This is a genomic window from Collimonas fungivorans Ter331 (assembly GCF_000221045.1).
Taxonomy (GTDB): domain Bacteria; phylum Pseudomonadota; class Gammaproteobacteria; order Burkholderiales; family Burkholderiaceae_D; genus Collimonas; species Collimonas fungivorans_A.
The window spans coordinates 752,095-769,399 of record NC_015856.1 but is presented as its reverse complement, the minus strand read 5'-3'; the positions used below and the strand labels follow the sequence as shown (position 1 = coordinate 769,399).

The following is a 17,305-nucleotide window of genomic DNA, read 5'->3' as shown; positions in this document are numbered from 1 at the left end:
TCCAATCTCATTGTATTGCCTTGAAAAATTATATAAACTGCCATTTTGTTTGATGACTACCTAGGAAATATTGGTAATGGACATCTTCAAGGCCATGGCTATCTTCATCCGTGTAGTTGACACGGGGAGTCTGACGGCGGCAGCAGCGGAATGCGACCTGTCGCCAACCATGGTGGGCAACCATTTGCAGGCGCTAGAGGATCGTCTCGGTACACGGCTCATCAATCGGACCACGCGGCGGCAAAATCTGACCGAATTCGGCAAGGCCTATTACGAACGATGCATTGAGATCCTCGATCTCGTTGGAGATGCTGATGCCCTCGCACTCGAGACACAGACCAGTCCCAAAGGGCGGCTTCGTGTTACCGCATCTGCGACTTTTGGCACGGAGCGATTGATACCCGCGCTCGCCGACTATACGGCGCGTTATCCCAAAGTGGATCTCGACGTGGTCATCACCGACACTGTCGTGGATTTGGCTGAGGACGGATTCGAGGCGGCGATCCGTCTTGGCAATCTTCAGGGTTCCGATCTGATTGCGCGCCCGCTTGCACCGTATAGATTGATGATTTGCGCCGCACCGAGTTATCTGGCGAAGCGCGGTGAACCACGACGACCGGAGGATCTTGCCCAGCACAATTGTTTGGCCTATACCTATTCCTCGCGGTCCGAGTGGAGATCGGCACAGGCATCCTGGCGCATGACTGGTCCAGAGGGCGAAATCAGCGTGCCGATTTCGGGCCGGATGCAAGTCGACAGCGCCCAGGGGTTACGCCAAGCTGCGCTCGCTGGCATGGGGATTGTCATGCTGCCTGAGATAATGCTGTCAAAGGACATCGAGGATGGCCTTCTCGTTCGCCTACTGCCTGGATACACGCCTCCGATCCGGCCGTTGAACCTCATCTACCTGCGTGATCACCGCATGTCGCCCAAGTTACGCAGCTTCGTCGATTTCGTGGTGGAGCGCTTTAGCTTGAAGTCGTGATTTACGGGTAAAAGCAGGGGCCGACAAAGAGAAAATTGATGGTATTTCTGCGGCACAAAACCAATTGAGACCAAGCAACCGCGACAATGACTGCGCACCATGTTCGACATCGCAGGAGAAGCTAGTCAAACCTGCAAAATGATTTTTGCGGAGCAAAAGAAAAAGGCCCATCGAACGATGGGCCTTTTAGATATTGGTGCTGGCTGCAGGACTTGAACCCGCCACCCCCTGATTACAAGTCAGGTGCTCTACCAGATGAGCTAAGCCAGCTAAACTGCGAAGTCCGCAATTATACCTATTTAATTCGAGTTAGGGTAGGCCTTCCGCCTTTTTTTGGCGGTTCCGGATCTTTTTCGGGATCCGTGCCGGACAAATTCTGTTTTGTGTCGCTGCTGGACGACGGCACCGAGCTCAGGATCGGCGTTACCGTGGCGGTCGGCTCTGGATTGGCTTCTTGCTCGGCGGCGGCTTCAGTGTCCGTTTCAGCGGCCGTGGCCGATGGTTCGAACGCCATGCCCTGGCCGTTCTCGCGCGCATAGATGGCGATCACGTTTTCCACCGGCACCGAAATTTCCCGCGAGACACCGCCGAAACGGGCGCTGAAATTGACGAACTCGTTGTCCATCTTCAGGCCGCTGGTGGCCTCGAAACTGACGTTCAATACAATCTCGCCGTTCTTGACGAACTGCATCGGCACGCGCGTGTGCGCATCTACCCTGGCCGCCAGATACGGGGTGTAGCCATTGTCGGTGCACCATTCATAAATGGCGCGCAACAAATACGGTTTGGTAGAAGTTTCTGACATGGGAAGCAACGGTACAAAAGCATGGGGAAATATGCACTGCCGCAACGGCAGTGCATACCGGTAATCTACACGATCTTAACGACGCATGACTTTTTCGGAAGGCGTCAGCGCTTCGATGTAGGCCGGGCGCGAGAATATACGCTCAGCATACTTCATCAGCGGCGCAGCTGTCTTCGACAGCTCAATGCCGTAGTGATCCAGGCGCCACAGCAGCGGCGCGATGGCTACGTCCAGCATCGAGAACTCGTCGCCCAGCATGTATTTGTTCTTCAGGAACAAAGGCGCCAGCGTGGTCAGGCGGTCGCGGATTTCCGAGCGTGCCTTTTCGTGGCTCTTCTCTGCTGCTTTGGTTTTCTCGTTCTCCAGCGTGTGCACGTGGATGAACAGTTCTTTCTCAAAGTTGAACAGCATCAGCCGCGCACGGGCGCGCATCAGCGGATCGGCCGGCATCAGCTGCGGATGCGGGAAACGTTCGTCGATGTATTCGTTAATGATATTGGATTCGTACAGAATCAGGTCGCGCTCGACCAGGATCGGCACTTGACCATATGGATTCATGGTCGAGATGTCTTCCGGCTTGTTGAACAAGTCGACATCGCGAATTTCAAAGTCCATGCCCTTCTCGAACAGAACGAGACGGCAGCGTTGTGAAAATGGGCAGGTTGTACCCGAATAGAGAACCATCATTTTTATAGTTCCTTAGAAACAAAAGGGTGAGACCCGATACGGCTCACCCCAAAACGCATACCCGCAAAATCGCGGGCATGAAAACTACTTGACGTCTTTCCAGTATGACGCGTTGAGACGCCATGCCAGAACGAAGAACATGCCGAGGAACAGCAGGACCCAGACGCCAAGGCGCTTGCGGGTGTTCTGGGCAGGTTCGCCCATCCATGCAAGATAGGACACCAGGTCGGCGACTGCAACGTCGTATTCGACCTTGTTCATCTTGCCCGGCTTGACCTGCTCGAAACCGACAAACTTGTGTTCGGTCTTGCCCTCTTCGTGCGGATCCTTCACGTCTTCGTATTTGGCAGTACGAATTCCTTCCAGTTCCCACAGCACGTGCGGCATGCCGACGTTAGGGAAGACCATGTTGTTCCAGCCGGTTGGCCGGGTGTCATCCTTGTAGAAAGTACGCAGATAAGTGTAGAGCCAGTCCGGACCGCTGCCTGCGCCGGATGCCTTGGCGCGGGCGATCACCGACAGATCCGGCGGCGCGGCGCCGAACCATGCCTTGCTGTCTTTCGGCGACATGGCGATAGTCATCAGGTCGCCCACCTTGTCGCCGGTGAACAGCAGGTTGTTCTTGATCTGCTCGTCGCTCAGGCCGATATCGTGCAAGCGGTTGTAGCGCATCGACGATGCCGAGTGGCAGTTCAGACAGTAGTTGACGAACAGCTTGGCGCCGTTTTGCAGCGCGGACAGGTCGTTGCTCTGTTCCGGCGCGGTATCCAGCGGATAACCGCCCTCTTCGCTGGCAAAAGCCAGCGCCGGGAGCAGTACCAGAGTTGCCACTAATTTTTTCAGCAATGTCATGTTCTTATCCTCTGGCTTAGTGCGGGTGATAGACAACACGGTCCGGCACTGGCTTGAATGTACCCGCGGCGCTCCACCATGGCATCAGCAGGAAGAAGCCGAAGTAGATGAATGTGCAGACCTTGGACACCAGCCCGCCGATCGCCGAAGGCGGCTGCACGCCGAGGTAGCCGAGCACCACGAAGGTGATCGCAAACAGGATGTAGATGTACTTGTGCCAGCTCGGACGATAACGGATCGACTTCACCTTGGAATGATCCAGCCAAGGCAGGCCGGCCAGGATGACGACCGAGACGCCCATCAGCACTACGCCGAAGAACTTGGCGTCGAACACGAACATGGCGCCGATGATGGCCAGCCCGATGACCAAAGCGGCGATCTTGAGCATGCTGTTCAGGCTCGACTTCAGCCACAGCAAGGCGACAAAAGCGGCCACGCCAACCTGCAGGTAGACGATGAAGTCCGAAGTGACTGCGCGCAGGATCGAATAGTAAGGCGTGAAATACCAGACCGGTGCGATGTGCGGCGGCGTCTTCAGCGAATCGGCTGGGACGAAGTTGTTGTACTCGAGGAAGTAGCCGCCCATTTCAGGACCGAAGAACACCACGGCGCTGAACACGATCAGGAATACGGCAACCGCCATCACGTCGTGCACCGAGTAGTAAGGGTGGAACGGCACGCCATCCAGCGGCACGCCCTTGGCGTCCAGCTTTTCCTTGATCTCCACGCCGTCCGGGTTGTTGGAACCCACTTCGTGCAGGGCGATGATGTGAGCAACCACCAGGCCGATCAGGACCAGCGGGATCGCGATCACGTGGAACGAGAAGAAGCGGTTCAGGGTAGCGTCGGAGACCACATAATCGCCGCGGATCCACAGCGACAGGTCAGGGCCGATGAAAGGAATCGCACCGAACAGGTTGACGATGACTTGCGCGCCCCAGTAAGACATCTGGCCCCATGGCAGCAGGTAGCCCATGAATGCTTCGCCCATCAGGCACAGGAAAATGCCGACGCCGAACAGCCATACCAGTTCGCGCGGTTTGCGGTAGGAACCGTACAGCAGGCCGCGCACCATGTGCAGGTAGACCACGATGAAGAAAGCCGAAGCGCCGGTCGAGTGCATGTAGCGCACCAGCCAGCCCCAAGGCACGTCGCGCATGATGTATTCGACGGAAGCAAACGCCAGGGCGGCATCCGGCTTGTAATGCATGACCAGGAAGATGCCGGTGACGATCTGGATCACCAGCACCAGCAGCGCCAGCGAACCGAAGGCGTACCAGAAGTTGAAATTCTTTGGCGCGTAGTACTCGGACAGATGGGCTTTCCAGGTCGATGTGACGGGGAAACGCGCATCGATCCAGTTCAGCGCCTTGTCGGCGATGGGAGCATCGGCCGGCAGCTGTTTTTCGTGGAATGCCATGATTAAGCCTCACCTTTCTCGTCTTTACCAATGACGATCTTGGTATCGGACAGGTACATGTAGCGTGGCACGTCGAGGTTGTTTGGCGCCGGCTTGTTCTTGAAAACACGGCCGGCCAGGTCGAAAGTCGAACCGTGGCAGGGGCAGAGGAAGCCGCCTTGCCAGTCGTCCGGCAGCGAAGGCTGGGCGCCGGGGGCGAATTTCGAGGATGGCGAACAGCCGAGGTGCGGGCAGATGCCTACCAGCACCAGGGTTTCTTCGTGGCCGGCGCGGCCGCGGTTGTTCGACTTGTTTTTGCAGTAGTCGGGCAAGTCCATGGTGTAGGGCTTGAGCGACTCGGGGTCGGCCACTTCGGAGGCGGTATGTTCCAGCCCCTTCAGCTGTTCCGGGGTACGTTTCATGATCCAGACCGGCTTGCCGCGCCATTCGAACACTTGCATCTCGCCGGGTTTAATGCCGGAAATATCCACTTCCACTGGTGCACCCGCGGCTTTTGCGCGTTCGGATGGCTGGAAAGTGGAGACAAAGGCCCCCGCCGTCGCCAAACCGGCCACACCGCCTGCCGCGCATGTAGCCACGAGCAATCCACGTCGACCGGAGTCGACCTGCTTTTCGATACTCATACCAACCCCAATCAGTCAAAATACGAAACTTGCACGGAACTTCTAGCAACCCTAGATTATATCGAAGCTGAGGCCTGTTTTAAAGGAAATACATGCACGCAGGTACAAAATCAGCTAAATCCATGGAAATTGCTGCTAAACCTGGCACAATTCCCTTCAGAAGCTGATTCTTGCACTGCAGCAAGCAAGTCCGGGGATGGAAAATAACAAGAATTGACAAATTTGTCCTTTTAATCCGGCTGGGATCGCAGTATCTTCCCGATTGTCAACATTAGTTATGGAGAAACAACACATGGGCATGATGCAAGAATTCAAGACCTTTGCACTCAAAGGCAACGTGATGGACCTGGCAGTCGGCGTGATCATCGGCGGCGCGTTCGGCAAGATCGTCGATTCCCTGGTGCAGGACATCATCATGCCGGTGGTCGGCAAGATTTTCGGCGGCCTGGATTTTGCCAACCACTACTTCCCGCTGAACGGCCAGAGCACCGAGCTGACGCTGGCGGAAGCCAAGAAAGCCGGCGCTGTGCTGGCCTACGGCAACTTCATTACCATTGCACTGAATTTTGTCATCCTGGCCTTCGTGATTTTCCAGATGGTGCGCGTGATCAACAAGCTGCGCGGCGAACAACCGCCGGCGCCTGCCGCCGATCCGGAAAACACCGTGCTGCTGCGCGAGATCCGCGACTCGCTAAAAAAATAACCGTCGCCTGCGTTGGTCGCCAAAGCCCGCTGCCTGCAGCGGGCTTTTTGTTTTTGGCGGCCGGCTATAGCGGATTTGCCGGTTGCGGCGCAAGTTACCATGGGGTAATCTGCGCAATAACCGGCTTGGCTCCGCAACAACAAAATCCAGGCGCGGCACAACAGCGGCACTGCGCGCAAAGGAAGCCGAATTGCCCTCCCAACACTTGCAACCGGAACAATTGAAAATCTGGCTTGCCGCAGTCGTGCGCAAGGACGCCGTCGCCTTCCGCGCCCTCTACGACGCCGCCTCGCCGAAACTGTTCGGCTTCGCGCTGCGTATACTAGTCAAGCACGAGTGGGCGGAAGAAGTGCTGCAGGAGAGTTTCGTCAGCATCTGGAACAACGCCGACAGCTACCAGGCCAGCCTGGCGGCGCCGATGACCTGGATCACCACCATCGTGCGCAACAAGGCATTCGATTTCCTGCGGCGCACGGACAGCGCGGTAGAGATCGATGCCGACACATTTGACAAGGAAGTCATGGACGCCATGGAAAGCGCCGATCCGACGCCGCTGGAGGCGCTGCAGCTGACTGCCGACGCCAAGGCGCTGGCGCATTGCCTGGCGCGCCTGGAAGCCATGCAGCGGCAAGCGATTGCCCTGTCGTTCTATCACGATCTCTCGCATAGCGAAGTGGCGGCGCAGCTGCAGCTGCCGATAGGCACCGTCAAGACCTGGATCCGGCGCGGGCTGGAACGCCTCAAGAACTGCCTCGGCAAGCTGGGGAGCGCCTGATGGATATCGAACGCAATCCAGTTTTGGTGGACAAGCTGGCGGCCGAATACGTGCTCGGCACCTTGCGCGGCGGCGCCCTGCGCCGTTTTGAAACCCTGCTGCGCCGCCATGCGGTGCTGCGCCAGGCCGTCGCCGAATGGCAGGACCGCCTGCATCCGATGGCCGAACTGGCGCCACCGGAACTACCGCCCGCAGCAGTCTGGTCGGCCATCGAAACCAAGCTCGACTTGCCGCGCAAGCCGCAACGCAAGCGCTCGATCTGGTTCGAGCTGCGCGAGGACCTGAGCTTCTGGCGCGGCCTGGGCCTGGTCTCGACCACTGCCGCCATCATCCTGACCTCGCTGCTGCTGTCCCGGCAGCAGTTGCCGCCTGTCCCTGCAGCGCCGGCCGTATCGTATGTCGCCATGCTGAGCAACGAGCAGGCGCAGCCGATCGCCGTAGTGACCGGCGATGCGCCGGGCGGCCGCCTGCTGGTCAAGCTGGTGATCCCGCAAAAGATCGCGGCCGACAAGAGCCTGGAGCTGTGGGCGGTGCCGAAGGAAGGAGCGCCGCGTTCGCTCGGCCTGCTGGAAGCCAACGGCAGCATCAGCCTGGCGTTGCCGGCCGACGCCACGCCGCAGACCGTGCCGCTGCTGGCGGTGACGCTCGAGCCGAAAGGCGGATCGCCGGATCCCAAGGGGCCGACCGGCCCGATCCTGTTCAAGGGCGCCTGGGTCCGGATATAACCGCTGTCAGCGCTCGCCGTTGCCGATGGTGATGATGCGCATCAGGAAGCGGTACAGGAAAAAAGCCGTGCCGTGCCACAGCCGCGCGCGCCAGGAACGGTGGCTGAAGGCATCGACCGATATCGGCTCGCCGTCGGCGATGCCGCTGGCTATCTGCTGCCGCAGCGCGCGCGAAAAATCGGCGTCCATCACCACCACGTTGGCTTCCTGGTTCACCAGCAGGCTGAAGCCGTCGAAATTGCTGGAGCCGACGGTGGCCCAGTCGTCGTCGATCACCGCCACTTTTGCATGCAAGGCGGTCTTGCGGTATTCAACGATCTTGACGCCGGCTTTCAGCAGCTTCGGATAATACGAATGGCTGACCGCATCCTGCAGCCGGAACTGTCCTACTCCCAGCAGCAACGTAACATCGACCCCGCGCAGCGCTGCCTGTTCCAGGCCGCGCCGCAGTTTCCGGCTCGGGGCGAAATAGGGGCTGGTCAGCAAGGCGCTCTGGCGCGCATGGCCGAGGGCTTGCAGATAGGCGCGCTGGATGGTGCGGCGGTTGCGCAGGTTATCGCGCAGCACCAGCCCGGCCGATGCCGGACCATGGACCACGCCGCCGCCCTTGAAACGGGTGCGCTTGAATTGCTGGAAACGCGCCAGCAGTTTCATCTCGCCCAGGCGCAGCCATTGCGCTTCCAGTTCGATATGGATCACGTCCACCAGCGACCCGCTGATGCCGACCGCAAAATCCCAGCGCGGCGCCGGCAGCGGCAGGCGCAGGTCGTCGTCGGACACCATGTCGTCGATGATGTTGAGGCCGCCGACAAACCCGACCTGGCGGTCGACCACGCAGATCTTGCGGTGCATGCGCGCCACGCCGCGCCGGAACCAGGGATTGAAGCTGCGGTACATGACGCCGCTCGCGGCGAACTCCTGCTGCAGCGATGCCGAGCGCTGGCGGCCGGTGCCCAGCCAGTCGGCGATCACCCGCACCGCGACGCCGCGCTGCACCGCGCGCGTGAGCGCCTGCTGCACCAGCTGCGCGGTCTGGTCGTCGGCGAAGATATAGGTTTCCAGGTAGATTTCGATGCGGGCAGCATCGATGGCGGCAATCAGCGCCGGAAAAAAGGCAGCGCCGTTGTGCAACAGCGTGATGTGGTTATCGGCGCAAAGATTTACCGCGCGCATGCGATGGAAAAGAGGAGAGACGACATCCGGCCGGTCCTTCTGTGGTCATGGTTGATACAGCAAATTATCGCAGCTTGAGCGTCGCCACGATGGGCGCATGGTCGGACAGTTTCGCCCATTCCGCGCCATGCAGGACTTCCGCCGATTCTACCGTAAAGCCGCGCAGGTAAATCCGGTCCAGCCGCAGCCACGGAAAAGCGGCGGGGAAAGTGCGCGCCGGCTTGAGTTTCGGCGTGCGTCCTATCAGTTGCTGCAGGTAGGAGCCGACGCCTTGCATCATGCTCCGCGCTGCGATCCGCTCATCGAATATTTCGGTGACATCGAGCCGCGCCCGCAGCAATTCGCTGAGGCGGTTGCCCCAGTCGTTGAAATCGCCGGCGATGATCAGCGGCGCGTCCGGCGGCGACGAGCTGCGCACCGCCTCGATCAGGGCCGCGGTCTGGCGCCGGCGGCCGCCGCCGAACAAACCCAGGTGCACCACATAACAATGGATATCGGTGAATTCGGTCTTGAGGACGCAATGCAGGATGCCGCGCGCCTCGTAGGCGTGGTCGGACACATCCTGGTTGCTCTGCCAGCCGATTTCGAAACGGCTCAGCAAGGCGTTGCCGTGGTGGCCGTGGTCGTATACAGCGTTCATGCCGTAGGCGGCGTGGTGCGAATCGCCGGCCAGGTAGTCGTGCTGCGCCTGCTCCGGCCAGTGCGCCGCATGGCGCGCCGCCATCAGGTCGTGGCGGCCCTGCACTTCCTGCAGGAAAAAGATATCGGCCTCCATCCGGCTCAAGGCCTGTTTCAAGGCGTGCACGCGCGGGCGGCTGCCCAGCGACGAGACGCCTTTGTGGATGTTGTAGGTTGCGATGCGCAGTTTCATGACTCTTCAGCTTATTTGGCAAAATGCGTGGCAAGGTGGCGCGGCAACTGCAGGATGGCCTCGGCGTTCGATGGCGAAAAACACGCATCCGCAGCCGCCCGGTACGGCAGCCACTTGTATTGCAGATGTTCGCGCGGCGCCAGGGTCACCGGGATCTCGTCCGGCACCAGCAGGCCGAACACATGTTCGGTGTTTTTTGTGACGCCGGGCGCATAACGGTGGCGCCAGACCGGGTAGATCTCGTACACGTTGGCGACGCCCCAGTCGTGCAGGTTGGACAGCGGCACGGCGCCTGCTTCGGCGGACACCACGATGCCGGTTTCTTCCTGCACTTCGCGCATCGCCGTCGCCGCCAGGGCTTCCTCCGGGAAATCCTTGGAGCCGGTGACCGACTGCCAGTAATCCAGCTTGTCGGCGCGCTCCATCAGCAAGACCTGGAGATCTTTCGTATAGATGACAACCAGCACCGATTCGGGAATTTTATACATGCAAAAAAGTCGGCAAGAAATCGAAAAACGCCTTGGCGTCATAAAGCATTACTATAAACCTGTTTGGCCCGAGCATAAAAAAAGCGCGAGGTGAACTAAACCCCGCGCTTTTTCTTTTACTGCTTTTTACCTGGAAATCAGACTACCTTGGCGTCCGGCAGGCGCAGGCGGATATGCAGTTCTTTCAACTGCTTTTCGTCGACCGCCGACGGCGCTTGCGTCAGCAGGCATTGCGCGCGCTGGGTTTTCGGGAAGGCGATGACGTCGCGGATCGATTCGGCGCCGCACATCATGGTGACGATACGGTCCAGGCCGAACGCCAGGCCGCCGTGCGGAGGCGCGCCGTATTGCAGGGCGTCGAGCAGGAAGCCGAATTTCAGCTGCGCTTCTTCGGCATCGATCTTCAGGGCGCGGAACACTTTGCTCTGCACTTCCGCGCGGTGGATACGGATCGAACCGCCGCCCAGTTCCCAGCCGTTCAAGACCATATCGTAGGCCTTGGCGATAGCCTTGCCCGGATCGGTCTCGATGAAATCTTCATGGCCGTCTTTCGGCGACGTGAACGGATGGTGCAAGGCGTTCCAGCGGTCGCCGTCTTCGTCGTATTCGAACATCGGGAAGTCGACCACCCACAATGGACGCCAGGTGTCGTCGAACAGGCCGACCTTCTTGCCGAATTCGCTGTGGCCGATCTTCACGCGCAGCGCGCCGATGGCGTCGTTGACTACCTTGGCTTTGTCGGCGCCGAAGAAAATCAGGTCGCCGTCTTCTGCACCGGTCTGCGCCAGGATCTGCGCCAGCGCGGCGTCGTGCAGGTTCTTGACGATAGGCGATTGCAGGCCGTCGCGGCCCTTGGCTTTTTCATTGACCTTGATGTAAGCCAGGCCCTTGGCGCCGTAGATGGCGACGAACTGGGTGTAGGCATCGATCTCGGAACGCGGCATGGCGGCGCCGCCCGGCACGCGCAGGCCGACCACGCGGCCGTTTTCCATGTTGGCTGCGCCGGCGAAGACCTTGAAGTCGACGTCTTTCATCACTGCGGTCAGGTCGGTGAAGGCCAGCTTGACGCGCATGTCCGGCTTGTCCGAACCGTACAGGGCCATCGCTGTGGCGAAGTCCATCACCGGGAACGGGTTAGGCAGGTCGATGTCCAGCGCGTTCTTGAACACCAGGCGGATCATGCCTTCGAACATGTCGCGGATTTCCTGTTCCGACATGAAGGAAGTTTCGCAATCGATCTGGGTGAATTCGGGCTGGCGGTCAGCGCGCAAGTCTTCGTCGCGGAAGCATTTGACGATCTGGTAATAACGGTCGAAGTTGGCCACCATCAGCAGCTGCTTGAACAGCTGCGGCGATTGCGGCAAGGCGAAGAACTGGCCGGCGTTGACGCGCGACGGCACCAGGTAATCGCGGGCGCCTTCCGGGGTCGACTTGGTCAGCATCGGCGTTTCGATATCGATGAAGCCGTTGGCGTCCAGGAATTTGCGCACTTCCATGGTCACCTTATAGCGCAAGCGCAGGTTGTTTTGCATCTGCGGGCGGCGCAGGTCCAGCACGCGGTGCGTCAGGCGGGTGGTTTCCGACAGGTTGTCGTCGTCCAGCTGGAACGGCGGCGTGACCGACGGGTTCAGCACTTCCAGTTCGTGCGCCAGCACTTCGATCTTGCCCGACTTCAGGTTGCTGTTGCTGGTGCCGTCCGGGCGCAGGCGCACCACGCCGGTGATGCGCAGGCAGAATTCGTTGCGCACCGCTTCCGCGTTCTTGAATACCTCGGCGCGGTCCGGATCGCACACTACCTGCACCAGGCCTTCGCGGTCGCGCAGGTCGATGAAGATGACGCCGCCATGGTCGCGACGACGATGGACCCAGCCGCACAGGCTGACGGTTTGGCCGAGAAGTACCTCAGTAGTGAGGCCGCAGTATTGGGTTCGCATGGACATGTTCAGGTTTTCGCAGTTCAGATGTTGTAGGTATGAATTAATTATAAGCAGGCGGTCGTGCAGAGGATCAGCCTCAATTGCTGCCGGGCGGCGAATCGATCACCAGTTTCCTGCCGGACTGCTGCTCGGGCGCGACCACGCCCATGGACACGATGTACTTCAAAGCTTCGTCGACGCTCATGTCGAGCTCGATGGTGTCTGCGCGCGGCAGCATCAGGAAAAAACCGGAAGTCGGATTCGGCGTGGTCGGCACGTAGACGCTGACGTAATCGCCGGACAGGTGGTTCTTGACGTCGCCGCCGGGAACCCCTGTCAGGAAGGCGATGGTCCACGATCCTTCGCGCGGGTACTGCACCAGCAGGGCCTTGCGGAAGGCGTTGCCGGACGAGGAAAACAGGGTGTCCGAGACTTGCTTGACGCTGGAATAGATCGAGCTGACGACCGGAATCCGAGTCAGCACGCCTTCCCATACCGAGACGATCTGGCGGCCGATGAAATTGCGCGTCGCCAGGCCGGTCAGGAAAATCACCAGCAAGGTCAGGATGGTGCCGAGGCCGGGAATGTCATGCCCCAGCAATGCTTTCGGCCGCCATTGTTCGGGCAGCAGCAAGAGCGACTGGTCCATCGTGCCAATGACCAGGTTCAGCACCCACAGCGTGATTGCCAGGGGCACGAGAACCAGTAGACCGGTAATGAAATATTTACGCATGGCTTTCTTTGTCGGACGACGCGTACCGGGTACGCGCGCCTGCAGGTTACATGGATGACATTATGTCGCCGCGGCCGGCGTGCTGCCGCCACCGCTGGTGCTGCTGGCGGTGGCCGGAGCTGCCGTACTGGCGGCCGGCGCCGCGGTAGTGACGGTGGCCGCAGGTGCGGCGGCAGCGGTACTGCCGGCTGCTGCCGGTTCGGCCGCATTTGCCGGCGGCACTGTCGCGCCTGCGCCGCCACGGAAATCGGTTACATACCAGCCCGTGCCCTTGAGCTGGAAACCAGCCGCAGTGACTTGCTTCTTGAACGCGGCTTTGCTGCAGGTCGGACAGACCGTCAGCGGCTCGTCGGACATCTTTTGCAGCACATCTTTGGCGAAACCACAGGCTTCGCAGCGATACGCATAAATCGGCATGGTGAAACTCCGCAAAAATCAGTACAAAAACAGTACAAAACCCTGAATTATAAAGGTTTTTTTGCAGTGTACACCGGCTTCGGCAATAGCTTGTGGCGGCGCAGCACAGAATTGCCCGCGGCGCCACATTCGCATCATATCAAAACAGCAAGCCGACAGGCTCAGCGTGCCCGGATCTCGGTCCAGATGCGGTTGATGGCGCGCCTTTGCTTGCTGTTCAGGTCTTTCAGCATCTCCAGCTTGGCGAAACCGGCCTTGTCCGGGAAAATCACCGGGTTGTTGGCGATTTCAGGCTTGATGTACTTGGCGGCGTCGGCATTCGGGTTACCCGAGCCGATCAGGTTGCTCAGCTCGGCGGCATTCTTGCCGTCCAGCATGAAATTGATGAACTTGAGCGCCAGGTCGGGACGTGGCGCGGCTTTGTGGATCACCATGCTGTCCAGCGCCAGCACTGCGCCCTCTTTCGGCATGCCGTGGCGGATATGGAATTTGCGGCCGGCCTTTTGCGCATCGACGTCGGCCTGGAAGATGTCATTCGAATAACCGTGGGCCAGCCAGATATTGCCGACAGTCAGTTCCTTGATATAGCTGCTGCCGTTGAACGCTGCCCAGTAAGGCTTGGCTTTGATGATCACGTCCTTGGCCTGCTGCCAGTGCTGTTCGTCGGTATCGTTGGCGGAATAACCGAGGTATTTGAGGGCCGCGGCCATCAGTTCATTGGCGGAGTCGAGCACGGTCACCTTGCCTTTGATCTTGGCCAGGATCTTCGGATCGAAAATCGCCGCCCAGCTGTCCACCGCGATGCCCAGTTCCTTCATCTTCTGGTCGTTGTAGCCCATCACCGTCACGGTGTAGGCGTAAGGCACGGAATATTTGTTGCCCTTGTCGAAATCGGTGTTGAGGTAGGCCGGGTTAACGTTTTTCAGGTTCGGCAGCTGGCTCTTGTCGAGCGGCAGCAAGGCTTGCTGCTTGATCAGCGCATCCAGCGCATTGCCGGTCGGCACGATGATGTCGTAACCCTTGGCGCCGGCGGCCAGCTTGGCCAGCATTTCCTCGTTGTCGCCGTAATAGGTCTGCACCACCTTGCACTTGCAGAAAGCCTCGAAGCGCTGCACGGTTTCCGGCGCAATGTAGTTGTTCCAGTTATACAGGCGCAGTTCGTCGGCGGCGTGGGCAGAGAAGCTGGCAAGCAGCAGCGATGCGATGGCGAGCAGTTTTTTCATGGCTGTCCTGATAGGCGATTAGGAAGAACGGAGGGCGTTGGGCGCAAGCTTGGACGCGATGATTATAAGCAGCAAGGTCAAGCCCATCAACAAGGTCGAAACGGCATTGACTTCCGGCGTGACGGCAATCTTGATCATCGAATAGATCTGCAGCGGCAAGGTGGAGGCATTGGCGCCGGCGGTGAAGAAGGTGATCACGAAATCGTCGATCGACAAGGTAAACGCCATCAGGGCCCCTGCCACCACGCCCGGCATGATCAGCGGCAGCGTCACCAGGCGGAACGCCTGCATCGGCGTCGCGCCGCAGTCGCGCGCCGCTTCGGTCAGGCTCTCATCCATGCCGGACAGGCGCGAACGCACCACGATCGCCACGAAACCTATGCAGAAAGCGATATGCGCCAGGGCGATCGATACCAGTCCCAGGGTGATGTTGAGCATCACGAAGAAAATCAGCAGCGAAACGCCGACCAGGATTTCCGGAATGGCGATCGGCGTCAGCACCAGCAAGGGCAGCAGCTTGAGCTTGTAGCGGTGCATGGCAAAACCGGCCATGGTGCCCAGCAAGGTCGAGGCGGCGCTGGCAACTAGCGCGATCAGCAAGGAGTTGCCGGCGGCGCGCAGCATCTCGTCGTTATGGAACAGCTTGCGATACCAGTCCAGCGTGAAGCCCACCCACTCGGCGTTGAGCTGCGAGTCGTTGAAGGAATACACCACCACGATGATCAGCGGCACATACAGGAAGGCGTAGACGGCCAGCGCCACCAGCCACAGGCCCAGAGGGCGGCGGATTACGTTGGTCATGCTTCCCTCTTCGGCCGTGCCACCAGCACCGCGATGCCGGCGGCGATCAGGGCCGCCACCGTGAGCACGATGGAGAGCACGCTGCCGAACGGCCAGTCGCGGGTTTCCAGGAACTGCTGTTTGATGACGTTGCCGATCATGTCGCTGCCGGTGCCGCCCAGGATGTCGGACACCGCAAAAATTCCTAGCGCCGGGATGAATACCAGTGCGGCGCCGGCGTAGACGCCAGGCAAAGACAGCGGAAACGTGATGCGCCAGAAGCGCTGCCAGGCAGAGGCGCCCAGGTCCTGGGCGGCGTCGACCAGGGCCGGATCGTGTTTTTCCAGGTTGGCGTACAAGGGCAGAACCATGAACGGCAAGTGTACATAGACCAGGCCGACGATCACCGAAAATCCGGTAAACAACAGGCGCACCGGTTCAATCCCGGCCAGCCCCAATATATAGTTGACCGCTTGCGTCAGGCCCGATTGCGGGCCGAGGATGATCATCCAGGCATAGACGCGGATCAGGAAGTTGCTCCAGAACGGCAGGATCACCAGCAGGATCAGCAGGTCGCGGTATTTTTTGGGGCTGCGCGCGATCAGCAGCGCCAACGGATAAGCCATCAGCAGGCAGCAGAAAGTGGTGATCAACGCGTACATCAACGATTTCAGGAAGATCGCGGTGTAGATGAAATCGGAAGTGAAGCGCTGGAAATTCTCCAGCGTCAGGTTGAGCTTGCCGGCCTCGTCGAACACCGGCGCCAGGCCGCCGTAATCGCCAGCATAACGCACAGAGGCGAACACCATGATCAGGCTCGGGATGGCGAAGAACAGCAGCAGGTAGAACAGCGGCGGGCCGCTGATCAGCCAACGCGCCATGCGGCCGCGTTTGGCTGCGACGTTGGGCGACTTACTCATACAAGAAATGCCCTGCGTCGAATTGCCAGGCAATGTCGACCGTGTCGCCGACTTCGAAGAACTTGGCGCGGCCGGCCGCCGAATTGGCCAGCAAGGCCTCGATAGTGGTGCCGCCCTCGGTCTGTACGATATAGACGGTAACGTCGCCCAGGTACAACAGCTCCTTGACGAAACCCTTGAAGTGGTTTTCCGCGGTGTCGGTGCTGATCTCGGCGCTGATGTGGATTTTTTCAGGGCGCAAGGCCAGCGTGCCCTTGCGGCCGACCGCGGCGTCTGCCGGCAAAGCGCTCTTGACCAGGCCCAGGCCGGGCACATCCAGTTTCATGGAGGCGCCGTCGACGCTGGCGATGGCGCCGTCCAGCAGGTTGCAGGTGCCGATGAAATCGGCCACGAAACGGGTGCGCGGATAGCTGTAGATGCGCGAAGGTTCGTCCAGCTGCTCGACGTTGCCGCGGTTCATGACGGCGATCCGGTGCGACAGCGCCAGCGCTTCGCCCTGGTCGTGGGTGACGTAGATAAAGGTGATGTCGACTTCTTTTTGCAAATTGATCAACTCGATCTGCATCTGCTCGCGCAGCTTGGCGTCCAGCGCCGACAGGGGTTCATCCAGCAGCAGCAGCTTGGGGCGCGACACCAGCGCCCGCGCGACCGCCACCCGCTGCCGCTGGCCGCCAGACAATTCATGCGGGAAGCGCGCGGCGAAACCGGTCAGGCGCACGTCTTCCAGGGCCTCTTCGACCCGGCTGCGGATCTGGTCGGCCGGCACTTTGGCCATTTTCAGGGGGAACGCGATATTGGCCGAGACCGTCATGTGCGGAAACAGCGCATAATTCTGGAACACGGTGCAGACCGGCCGCTGTTCCGGTGGAATGCCTACCAGGTCGACGCCGTCCAGCAGGATCTGGCCGGAATCCGGCAGGTCGAAACCGGCGATCATGCGCAGCAAAGTGGTTTTGCCGCAGCCGGAAGGTCCCAGCAAAGTAAAGAATTCGCCGGCTTCAATCGACAGGCTGATGTTGTCAACTGCGGCAAAGTCGCCAAAACGACGACTGACATTACGGATTTCGAGCAGCGCCATATGTCTTCAGGTCCAGGGGGTGCGAAAAACCGCCAATTGTAGCAAGGCGTCCGTCATTTATGTGAAAAAAGCCGGCCTATAGCTTCGGTAAAAACAACGGTCCGAGCCATGTAGGGTGGGCACCCCCGTGC

At 59.7% G+C, this 17,305-nt stretch carries 19 protein-coding genes and 1 tRNA gene; 4 read left to right on the top strand and 16 right to left on the bottom strand.

From position 1 onward, the window contains the following. Window positions 1–76: 76 nt before the first annotated feature. Window positions 77–985 (top strand): LysR family transcriptional regulator, encoded by a 909-nt coding sequence (locus CFU_RS03390; protein WP_041741174.1) that lies wholly within the window; start codon window positions 77–79, stop codon window positions 983–985. Window positions 986–1,179: 194 nt separating this feature from the next. On the opposite strand, the gene CFU_RS03385 is transcribed toward CFU_RS03390, so the two are convergent. From CFU_RS03385 to petA, 6 genes are all read right to left on the bottom strand, one after another. Next, window positions 1,180–1,255 (bottom strand) — tRNA-Thr (locus CFU_RS03385). A 25-nt stretch (window positions 1,256–1,280) separates the two neighbouring features. After that, window positions 1,281–1,790 (bottom strand): ClpXP protease specificity-enhancing factor, encoded by a 510-nt coding sequence (locus tag CFU_RS03380; protein WP_041741173.1) that lies wholly within the window; start codon window positions 1,788–1,790, stop codon window positions 1,281–1,283. A gap of 75 nt (window positions 1,791–1,865) precedes the next feature. Continuing rightward, on the bottom strand, window positions 1,866–2,477 hold the full coding sequence (locus CFU_RS03375; protein WP_014004653.1) for a glutathione S-transferase N-terminal domain-containing protein: 612 nt from the start codon (window positions 2,475–2,477) through the stop codon (window positions 1,866–1,868). Between the two features lie 84 nt (window positions 2,478–2,561). Continuing rightward, the gene (locus tag CFU_RS03370) at window positions 2,562–3,329 is read right to left on the bottom strand and encodes a cytochrome c1 (protein ID WP_041741172.1); all 768 of its coding nucleotides are present in this window, start codon (window positions 3,327–3,329) and stop codon (window positions 2,562–2,564) included. A gap of 16 nt (window positions 3,330–3,345) precedes the next feature. Continuing rightward, a complete protein-coding gene (locus CFU_RS03365; protein WP_041741171.1) occupies window positions 3,346–4,752 on the bottom strand; it encodes a cytochrome b in 1,407 nt (468 codons plus the stop codon). Continuing rightward, window positions 4,752–5,372, bottom strand: a complete 621-nt coding sequence (petA, locus tag CFU_RS03360) for a ubiquinol-cytochrome c reductase iron-sulfur subunit (RefSeq protein WP_014004650.1) — start codon at window positions 5,370–5,372, stop codon at window positions 4,752–4,754. The genes CFU_RS03365 and petA overlap by 1 nt, the downstream gene beginning before the upstream one ends. A gap of 292 nt (window positions 5,373–5,664) precedes the next feature. Between petA and mscL the strand changes: the two genes are divergently transcribed. The 3 genes from mscL to CFU_RS03345 all read left to right on the top strand — a co-directional run bounded on the left by mscL (window position 5,665) and on the right by CFU_RS03345 (window position 7,575). Continuing rightward, window positions 5,665–6,075: a large conductance mechanosensitive channel protein MscL gene (mscL, locus tag CFU_RS03355; protein WP_041741170.1), complete on the top strand. Its 411-nt coding sequence runs from the start codon at window positions 5,665–5,667 to the stop codon at window positions 6,073–6,075. A gap of 190 nt (window positions 6,076–6,265) precedes the next feature. Further along, window positions 6,266–6,850 (top strand): RNA polymerase sigma factor, encoded by a 585-nt coding sequence (locus CFU_RS03350; protein WP_041741169.1) that lies wholly within the window; start codon window positions 6,266–6,268, stop codon window positions 6,848–6,850. Continuing rightward, entirely contained in the window at window positions 6,850–7,575 is a 726-nt protein-coding gene (locus CFU_RS03345; protein ID WP_014004647.1) for an anti-sigma factor, read from the top strand. Before CFU_RS03350 ends, CFU_RS03345 begins: the two co-directional genes overlap by 1 nt. A 6-nt stretch (window positions 7,576–7,581) precedes the next feature. On the opposite strand, the gene CFU_RS03340 is transcribed toward CFU_RS03345, so the two are convergent. The 10 genes from CFU_RS03340 to CFU_RS03295 form a co-directional block, all read right to left on the bottom strand. Then, on the bottom strand, window positions 7,582–8,748 hold the full coding sequence (locus tag CFU_RS03340; protein WP_014004646.1) for a phospholipase D-like domain-containing protein: 1,167 nt from the start codon (window positions 8,746–8,748) through the stop codon (window positions 7,582–7,584). A 64-nt stretch (window positions 8,749–8,812) separates the two neighbouring features. Further along, window positions 8,813–9,619: an endonuclease/exonuclease/phosphatase family protein gene (locus tag CFU_RS03335; protein ID WP_014004645.1), complete on the bottom strand. Its 807-nt coding sequence runs from the start codon at window positions 9,617–9,619 to the stop codon at window positions 8,813–8,815. Between the two features lie 11 nt (window positions 9,620–9,630). Further along, the gene (gene nudB / locus CFU_RS03330; protein WP_041741168.1) at window positions 9,631–10,107 is read right to left on the bottom strand and encodes a dihydroneopterin triphosphate diphosphatase; all 477 of its coding nucleotides are present in this window, start codon (window positions 10,105–10,107) and stop codon (window positions 9,631–9,633) included. A 137-nt stretch (window positions 10,108–10,244) separates the two neighbouring features. Then, window positions 10,245–12,047: an aspartate--tRNA ligase gene (aspS, locus tag CFU_RS03325; protein WP_014004643.1), complete on the bottom strand. Its 1,803-nt coding sequence runs from the start codon at window positions 12,045–12,047 to the stop codon at window positions 10,245–10,247. A gap of 73 nt (window positions 12,048–12,120) precedes the next feature. Then, window positions 12,121–12,756 carry a DUF502 domain-containing protein gene (locus CFU_RS03320; protein ID WP_014004642.1) on the bottom strand — a complete coding sequence of 212 codons (636 nt, stop codon included), beginning with the start codon at window positions 12,754–12,756 and terminating at the stop codon, window positions 12,121–12,123. A gap of 60 nt (window positions 12,757–12,816) precedes the next feature. After that, entirely contained in the window at window positions 12,817–13,173 is a 357-nt protein-coding gene (locus CFU_RS03315) for an FmdB family zinc ribbon protein (protein ID WP_041741167.1), read from the bottom strand. Between the two features lie 161 nt (window positions 13,174–13,334). Continuing rightward, window positions 13,335–14,396, bottom strand: coding sequence for an ABC transporter substrate-binding protein (locus tag CFU_RS03310; RefSeq protein WP_014004640.1), 1,062 nt, complete (start codon window positions 14,394–14,396; stop codon window positions 13,335–13,337). An 18-nt stretch (window positions 14,397–14,414) separates the two neighbouring features. Beyond that, a complete protein-coding gene (locus CFU_RS03305; protein WP_014004639.1) occupies window positions 14,415–15,197 on the bottom strand; it encodes an ABC transporter permease in 783 nt (260 codons plus the stop codon). Beyond that, window positions 15,194–16,096 carry an ABC transporter permease gene (locus tag CFU_RS03300; RefSeq protein WP_050808460.1) on the bottom strand — a complete coding sequence of 301 codons (903 nt, stop codon included), beginning with the start codon at window positions 16,094–16,096 and terminating at the stop codon, window positions 15,194–15,196. The genes CFU_RS03305 and CFU_RS03300 overlap by 4 nt, the downstream gene beginning before the upstream one ends. Continuing rightward, a complete protein-coding gene (locus tag CFU_RS03295; RefSeq protein WP_014004637.1) occupies window positions 16,089–17,174 on the bottom strand; it encodes an ABC transporter ATP-binding protein in 1,086 nt (361 codons plus the stop codon). Before CFU_RS03295 ends, CFU_RS03300 begins: the two co-directional genes overlap by 8 nt. Between the last annotated feature and the right edge of the window lie 131 nt (window positions 17,175–17,305).